The sequence below is a fragment of the Flavobacterium sp. H122 genome (assembly GCF_004959765.1).
In the GTDB taxonomy this organism is placed as follows: domain Bacteria; phylum Bacteroidota; class Bacteroidia; order Flavobacteriales; family Flavobacteriaceae; genus Flavobacterium.
Genome location: NZ_SJZD01000012.1, coordinates 80,908 through 88,119, shown reverse-complemented (window position 1 = coordinate 88,119; position 7,212 = coordinate 80,908). Strand labels below are relative to the sequence as shown.

Below are 7,212 nucleotides of genomic sequence, written 5' to 3'. Positions count from 1 at the left end.
TTACGCAACGGCCACAAAGCCACAAAACGTTGTGTGCTATTTTAACAGAAAAACACTAAAAATGAGAACAATAATCATATATACTATTTTTTCTTTTCTATTTTTTTCTCAAAATGGATTTTCACAAGAATGCGGTGGCGGAAAATTATCTTTTAATATTTATACACTAAATGGTATTGAAATAAATGATTTTGATTATGAGATACTTCCTGTTTCAAAAGAACTTCTTCGAGAAAAATTCTATCAGAAAGTTGTAAATGAAGTAAATCTTGACAATCCAAATTATTATCTTTTTCAAAAAATCAATTCAAGTGGTGGAATTATTATGGAACAATATGCTAATGGAATTATCGAAACTAATAATGAAAAACTAAATAGTGATTTGAAAAAAATGTTAGATTTAAGTAATATAACTCAAACAGGAAAAATTAAATCTTCAATAACTTTTAACACATTTGAACTAACCAATTTTCCGATTATTTTGAAAATTAGTCATAAACAGAAAACTATTTATATTTTGGGTAATTATTTCGGCGGGTGTGATAGAGAAGCATCATTGGTTTGGAATAATGGATATGGAAAATTGAATTAATTCCACATTGAAACTAAAAAACAGCACACAACAGCGGTTTGCGTCAATGGCTTTAGTTGTTTTTTCCTTCGGAAAAAACGCTGTTAATTCTAATTTTCGTCTATATTTGTAATTGTCAGTGATAGTTCCCGCCACTGCTCGCAAGCCGCGGGACGTTGTGTGCTATTTTGGGAAAATGAATAAAATTCAAACCATAATGAAACAAATATTTATTTTAGCCTTTTTTACTTTACTCTTTTGGAGTACAAGTGGTCAAACTATTATCAAACTTAATTATGATGAAAAAATTCGATACAAGGAATTTTCTTTTGTAAACCCAAAAGATTCTATTTTTCTTGAATTTAAACATCGTGAAGATATGGGACATCGATATGGGTTTTATTATGTAATTAAAAAAAATATTCCTGATAACGAATATAAAATAGTTGTAAATGAAACTTTGAAAGAGCATTTTGTAATTAAGAATGCTAAATTAAATGGAATTAAAAAAGTATACTATGAAACTGGAGAACTTTATAGTTTAAAATCATTTGAAGAAGGGATTGAAAGTGGTAGTTATGAAGTTTTTTACAAAAATGGTAATTTAAAAGAATTTGCAAATTATATTAAAGGTGATCCTTACATAATAACTGAATTAGACGAAAAAGGTAAAATTATTTATCGAAGATATTTCCTACCAAAAAAACCTTACCATTGCGTAAGGTCCGAGATGTATGACAATGATGGAAGAATTGCAAGAATACAAAACATAAATGAACCAAATTCTCTATTATGGAGCCAAGAAGCATTTAAAAATGGAAAACTAAATTTTACAACCATATTGCATATCCCGAAGGAACATTTACTCTTGAATTCAAAGAAAATATTCTTATAAAAGCGATGTTTCAAGGTGGTGGAAAAGTCATATTTATTATGACTAATCCCAAGATCACTAATTGATAATACTAATAAAAATTGCTATTTTCAATATTTTAAAATCCCCTTAAAAATAAATGAAACAAATTCTTTACATATCATTTTTTCTTTTCTCTATTTTTTTGTTTGGTCAACAAAGAAAAGTTAGTGGAATTGTTAAAGACAGTATTGGTGAAATAATTCCTGGGGCTAATATTTACATTGAAGGAACAACAAGAGGAACAAATACAGATATTGATGGAAAATATTCTATAAAAGTAAATCCTAATGAATTTTTAATATTTAGTTTTTTAGGAAAGAAAGAACAGAGAATTATTGCTGATAAAAATGAGATTAATGTTCAATTAATGGATGATGATGTAAAGCTTATTGAGGGTTCACATTATATTCCAACTATTAATAGAAAAAGAAAGGTAAATGACATAACTCTTGAAAAAAATCTAAATACAAAAAAAATAAGAGGAGTTATTTTTGGGGATGATTTACCAATTCCATTTGCTGAAATTCAGATAAAAGGGACTGATAAAAAAACAATGTCAAATGACGACGGAAAATTTGAAATTATAGCTTCCGAAAATCAGGTTTTAAACATTGATTTTATAGGATTTAATTCTAAAGAAATTATAATCACAGACAAAAATTGCTATAAAATATTTTTAACTAAAAAATTGGTCGTAGATTACCCCATTTTTTACTCAAGCAAAAGAGAGAAAAGAAAAATTCTTAGAAATGAAAGAAAAAATAAGAGAAATATAAAACGTAAAATAAAAAAAGGTTTCTATAATTGTTTAGATTAAAAACAGCACACAACAGCGGTTTTATGAAATTGGGGTTTTAGGCATAATTTAAAGGTAATTTTATATATTTGGCTTTAGTCTTAACGGAATGGTTTGGGAACAAAAATCCCCAACTTCTTAAAGCCGGCGGGACGTTAGTGGCAATATTAAAAAAACGAAATCGATAAAATCGAATTATGATAAAATACGACATTTTTACTTATCAGATTAGTCCAATTTCAAATTCGCAATTCAACCTTTTTGGCAAGAATTTTACATATTCTGAACTAGTAGAAAACAAAAACAAATTCTTTGCTGATATATTTGAAAATCTTCATTTTTTTAGCAGTAAACATAGACTTAATTATAAAATCGAATACTACGATGATGAATTCATACTAATTAGACTTGCGAATAAGAAGACAATTAAAATTGAGAAAGATTTTCATCAAGAATTCTTCGAAAGCGAACCTAGTTGTTTAGTTGCATTTTATAATAATCCTGACATACAATTAATTGCAATTGAAAGTGATAAAACTTCATTTGGAAATAGTTTTTCAGTTTTAAAAATTATAGAAAAAGCAATAGATAGAAAATTAAATGATTACAATCTTCGTTTCTATCCACAGCCAAAATATGAGGCAAGAATTTTATGGGAAATGCTTGAGAGATATGACGGTCGAATAGAAAAACTTCAATTTGAATTCTCAAAGCCTAATTTAGCTCGAGTTAATGAATCTCTATCAGATGAATTAAAAGAAGCAAGTAAATTATTTAACAGTTCTAAAACTAAAATAGAGTTTAATGCTCCAGAAAAACAAGTTTTAGAAAACTTAGATGAAGACAATAAACAATTAGTTGATTTGGTAAAAACTTCATCTGAAGGTGCAGGTCCAGCAAAGATAAAATTATCTGGATTAAGGAGTTGGGAAACAACAGCTACGTCAGTTAAATCAATTGAGTTAGACACTCTAGAAATAGAAGCTGATACGGAAACAATACGTAACTTTGTAACAGATTTAAAAGAAATATTAAAAGGTGAATAATATTTATAAAATAGTAGCTTTTACTTCGATAAGTGCATTATTTGCGTTTATCTCAATGAAATTGCAAAGTACTTTTGTAGATAAATTTGCTGAAAATATTCTTGCTCTATTGACAACTTTATTTGCAATAAATATAGCAAGTAGTACTTTAATTGCTGGCAAATTAAGAGAAATACAAGAAAAAACTGGTTACCCATTTATAAAAACAAAAAAGAGTTTAAAAGGAAGTTTTTACGAGCAAATTATATTTATTGGTCTTGCTTTTATATTTGGATTAATAAGAGAAAGCAAATACTTGCTTACCATATTTGAAGCTGATTATTTTAAATTAGTTTGTGATTCAGTATTATTCTTTGCCTTTTTCTCATATTTAGACATAATCAGAGATATTGGAAAATCATTATTTGACTTATTAGAGTTTGACGAAAAAGAATAAATACTGCCACTAACAGTGGTTTGGCGCAATAGCTAATTTATTCTAAATTCATATTTTTCTTTACGAAAATGTTTATCTTTAACAGAAAATAAAATGTTCGCAGGCATCGCTACTGCAAGCCAAGCCACAGGACGTTAACTGCAATATTACGACAAACGAAAACTAAAGAAATCTATTAAAAATGGAAAATGAGTTCACAAAAATAATGTCAACTAAAACAGACAGAGAACTAATTGCGATTACAACAATTGACAGTGAAAAATATCAAAAAGCAGCAATTGATGCAGCAAAAACTGAAATCCAATTACGAAATATTGGAGATGAGAAAATTAAAGCAGTAACTGAAAATATTGAAGTAGAAAATCAGAAAATTAGTCACGTGGATACAAACACGGTTAGTTCTAAAATCAGATTTGTAAATTTCCTAATTGACTTTGTTGTGATTTTTGTACTTTATGGATTGATCATTCCAAATATTGAAACTTTATTGTCACTTACAAGTCAAGCAGAAAGAGGTATCTACAGAATTGGAACATTGATAATTTTCATCACTAGTTATTACATATTCTTTGAAAGTAAATATCAAAAAACACTTGGGAAAATAATCACGAAAACAAAAGTTGTTAATTTACAAGGAGAAAAACCAGAATTAGGAGACATTATCAGTAGAACATTTTGCAGATTTATTCCATTTGACAGATTTTCGTTCTTTTTTACTAGGAATGGATTTCACGATGCAATATCAAAAACAAAAGTAATTAAGGACTAAAATAAATACAGCAGTTAACAGCGGTTTCACGCAATGGCGAGAGCTGTTTAAGCCGGTTGCCAATTTTCCGTTGGAAAATCTTATATTAGCAGAAACAAATCAGTCACGAACTTCGCCACTTCGTGAAGCCGGCTGGACGTTGTGTGTAATGATTCAGAAAAAACTCTTTAAATCATCCAAATCCATTACTACGTAATTATTCGGTACTCTAGGATACATTCGATAAAGTCTACTTTGTGCTTGTGCTTTCAAGTCTTTTTGAAATATAAAAATATTATTATCATTTATGGGTGTAGAATCACCCAAAATTTCCTGAGACCCCGCAACCTTATCAATTAACTTATTTCTATTTAGATTCTGCAGATTTATATAATTAAATCTAAATTCCACTAATAACATTTCGGTTTTAGAATTATCACTTATAGCAAAAGTACAATCCATAGTGCTTTTTTGATTTCTTCTTTCAGCCTGAGCTCTTAAAATCTCAACACCATCCAAATCAATAACAGTTGAATTATCAAATTCACTTCCAACTTCAATAAGAGAATCGTCTTCTTTAAATATTAGTTCATCTAAATCTACTAAACATGAAGGGTAAGTTTGAGAAACAATATGACTCTCTGTTTTTGGTTTGTTGTACTTCATTATTAAATCCCGTATTTATTAATACGATCTAACGCAATATTAAAAGATTCAAAAATTGGGTCAATTTCTTTGTCTAAAAATTTATAATCATAACTGAATTTATTTTCCTTTCTTTCAGCCAAATAAAAATTAACATTTTCTAATATTCCTTCTTTTTCTGAAATATATCTTATTGCGCTAACCATGTCAGGATTATGACTTGCTAGAAAAAACTTTACTCCCAACTCTTTATTCAGCATAACAATAATTCTTGCATATTCAATTATCCATTGCGGGTGCAAATTTGACTCAGGCTCATCAATTATTAATAAAGTTTTATCATTTAATATTCCTTTTTTAAGTAGTAATTGCAAAATAGAAAATGATTTAACTCCTGTTGCGACATCTAATAAATTAAAAACTAAACCGTCATTTCTCTTAAATTTAAAATCATCCGCTGAATATATTCCTTCCTCTACAACAACATCTCCCTGAATAATTTCATTACTTATAATACTACTAAACTTATTATTCTTATTGCCTCTTTCTAATAGCAATTCATTTAAATCATTCCAATGTTCATTATGACTATCTTCAACGGAAATCATCATCGGAGTATCAATATAAATCGCATTTTGAATACTATATGGAATAGATAAGTTATGTTTATCTAAAGCAACAATTAAATCATCAAACTCTAAAACTTCAAATTTGTTAGGCAAATCACCATCTGAAAAAACTGATTTTAATTCTTCAATAAATAATGATGTCGGTCTTGATTTAATCTTATTGATAGCCTCTTTAAATCTTCTCTCAATTAAACTTTTAATTTTTGGAAATGATTCTGAAAATTCATCATCAACATTTTCAATTTTTAAAATATCTTTTATAATATATTTCAATCTCATTGATTTTCCAGCAACTGACGGCTTAATTGATTTTAAATCAGAGTCAGTGTAAATTTGTTCAATTTTATCAACTACTCTAATCCAATTTATCAATTCATCTTCTAAAAATTCTGAATCATATAATCCTCTTCTAAGTTCAGAAATTTCTCTCCTAAACTCATCTCTCAAATTTCTATCCTTTAAATTAATTGTCAGTTCTTGTTGAACAATATCCAAAAAACGAAGAATATCTTGTAGACTTGAAAATAACTTTTCCTTGACAAGGATATCATAATTTGATACTGTCTTATATAAAAAGTACAATAGTTTGGATATTGAGCTCTTACCACACCCATTTTCACCGGCAACTAACGTAATCCCATCAATAATTAAATCCGCTTGATTTACAGCTCGAAATCCTTGAGTCTTAACTCTTATATTGGGTGTTTTCATTTAAAAAATTTAGTTCAGGTATACTATATGGAATTATGTCAACAAAAGTAAACAAAAAAAATTATTTACTATTAACTAGTACCTAAAATCACTACACACAACAGCGGTTTTATGAAATTGGGGTTTTGGGGCTAAATTTAAAGGTATTTTTATATATTTGACTTCAGTCTTGAAGGAATGATTTGGGGATAAATTTCCCCAACTTCATAAAGCCACGGGACGTTGTATGCTATGTTACCACAACAGAACTTAATAGATGAATTGGATAATTAGAAATACTAAAAAAATTAAATTTCATACTAATTTAAGTGAAACTTTAAAACCTATTTTGGAGAATATAGAAAACTATAACTGGTTTTTATGTGATTTAGATTTTATGTCTGACAAATCTTTGCCGATAAATTTTGACGAGGATTATTTTAAATTAAACAATGAAGAGTTTCTAAAAATTGTTAATTCTGAAACTCAAATAATTTGGGGTGTAATATCAGCTATTCCGAAAAATATTGAAATTGATGAGAATAACTTGCCATTCGTTGAGGGAAATGAGTTGATATGGAAAAACGATAATTTTCAAGTTAAAAATTCAGTAATAGAAATAATTGCTTTTGATAGTTCATACACAATCGTAAAGTTTAAAAATCACATTTTATCTGAAAAGTTTAAAGCGTACTTTGACGACGCAATTGAATTGGAGAAATTCAAATAAACACA

At 28.0% G+C, this 7,212-nt stretch carries 9 protein-coding genes; 7 read left to right on the top strand and 2 right to left on the bottom strand.

Translation table 11 applies throughout. The features are described 5' to 3' along the window. Nucleotides 1–61: 61 nt before the first annotated feature. The 6 genes from EZM65_RS14805 (at nucleotide 62) to EZM65_RS14780 (ending at nucleotide 4,534) form a co-directional block, all read left to right on the top strand. On the top strand, nucleotides 62–592 hold the full coding sequence (locus tag EZM65_RS14805; RefSeq protein WP_136669334.1) for a hypothetical protein: 531 nt from the start codon (nucleotides 62–64) through the stop codon (nucleotides 590–592). A 196-nt stretch (nucleotides 593–788) separates the two neighbouring features. After that, entirely contained in the window at nucleotides 789–1,466 is a 678-nt protein-coding gene (locus tag EZM65_RS14800) for a hypothetical protein (protein WP_136669333.1), read from the top strand. A gap of 118 nt (nucleotides 1,467–1,584) precedes the next feature. Continuing rightward, on the top strand, nucleotides 1,585–2,304 hold the full coding sequence (locus EZM65_RS14795) for a carboxypeptidase-like regulatory domain-containing protein (RefSeq protein WP_136669332.1): 720 nt from the start codon (nucleotides 1,585–1,587) through the stop codon (nucleotides 2,302–2,304). A gap of 176 nt (nucleotides 2,305–2,480) precedes the next feature. Further along, nucleotides 2,481–3,329, top strand: a complete 849-nt coding sequence (locus EZM65_RS14790) for a hypothetical protein (protein WP_136669331.1) — start codon at nucleotides 2,481–2,483, stop codon at nucleotides 3,327–3,329. Next, complete coding sequence (locus EZM65_RS14785) at nucleotides 3,322–3,765, top strand: hypothetical protein (protein WP_136669330.1); 444 nt, start codon at nucleotides 3,322–3,324, stop codon at nucleotides 3,763–3,765. Before EZM65_RS14790 ends, EZM65_RS14785 begins: the two co-directional genes overlap by 8 nt. Before the next feature lie 181 nt (nucleotides 3,766–3,946). Then, on the top strand, nucleotides 3,947–4,534 hold the full coding sequence (locus tag EZM65_RS14780) for an RDD family protein (RefSeq protein WP_136669329.1): 588 nt from the start codon (nucleotides 3,947–3,949) through the stop codon (nucleotides 4,532–4,534). A 153-nt stretch (nucleotides 4,535–4,687) separates the two neighbouring features. On the opposite strand, the gene EZM65_RS14775 is transcribed toward EZM65_RS14780, so the two are convergent. Continuing rightward, nucleotides 4,688–5,179, bottom strand: a complete 492-nt coding sequence (locus EZM65_RS14775; RefSeq protein ID WP_136669328.1) for a hypothetical protein — start codon at nucleotides 5,177–5,179, stop codon at nucleotides 4,688–4,690. A 2-nt stretch (nucleotides 5,180–5,181) separates the two neighbouring features. Continuing rightward, nucleotides 5,182–6,498: an AAA family ATPase gene (locus tag EZM65_RS14770; RefSeq protein WP_136669327.1), complete on the bottom strand. Its 1,317-nt coding sequence runs from the start codon at nucleotides 6,496–6,498 to the stop codon at nucleotides 5,182–5,184. A 256-nt stretch (nucleotides 6,499–6,754) separates the two neighbouring features. Between EZM65_RS14770 and EZM65_RS14765 the strand changes: the two genes are divergently transcribed. Further along, nucleotides 6,755–7,207 carry a hypothetical protein gene (locus tag EZM65_RS14765; RefSeq protein WP_136669326.1) on the top strand — a complete coding sequence of 151 codons (453 nt, stop codon included), beginning with the start codon at nucleotides 6,755–6,757 and terminating at the stop codon, nucleotides 7,205–7,207. Nucleotides 7,208–7,212: the final 5 nt, after the last annotated feature.

What these genes read in the sequence shown, in the direction of transcription:
- EZM65_RS14790 (WP_136669331.1), top strand. Translation starts at nt 2,481, where the DNA reads ATGATAAAATACGACATTTTTACTTATCAGATTAGTCCAATTTCAAAT.
- EZM65_RS14795 (WP_136669332.1), top strand. Translation starts at nt 1,585, where the DNA reads ATGAAACAAATTCTTTACATATCATTTTTTCTTTTCTCTATTTTTTTG.
- EZM65_RS14805 (WP_136669334.1), top strand. Translation starts at nt 62, where the DNA reads ATGAGAACAATAATCATATATACTATTTTTTCTTTTCTATTTTTTTCT.
- EZM65_RS14770 (WP_136669327.1), bottom strand. Translation starts at nt 6,498, where the DNA reads ATGAAAACACCCAATATAAGAGTTAAGACTCAAGGATTTCGAGCTGTA.
- EZM65_RS14800 (WP_136669333.1), top strand. Translation starts at nt 789, where the DNA reads ATGAAACAAATATTTATTTTAGCCTTTTTTACTTTACTCTTTTGGAGT.
- EZM65_RS14765 (WP_136669326.1), top strand. Translation starts at nt 6,755, where the DNA reads ATGAATTGGATAATTAGAAATACTAAAAAAATTAAATTTCATACTAAT.
- EZM65_RS14780 (WP_136669329.1), top strand. Translation starts at nt 3,947, where the DNA reads ATGGAAAATGAGTTCACAAAAATAATGTCAACTAAAACAGACAGAGAA.
- EZM65_RS14775 (WP_136669328.1), bottom strand. Translation starts at nt 5,179, where the DNA reads ATGAAGTACAACAAACCAAAAACAGAGAGTCATATTGTTTCTCAAACT.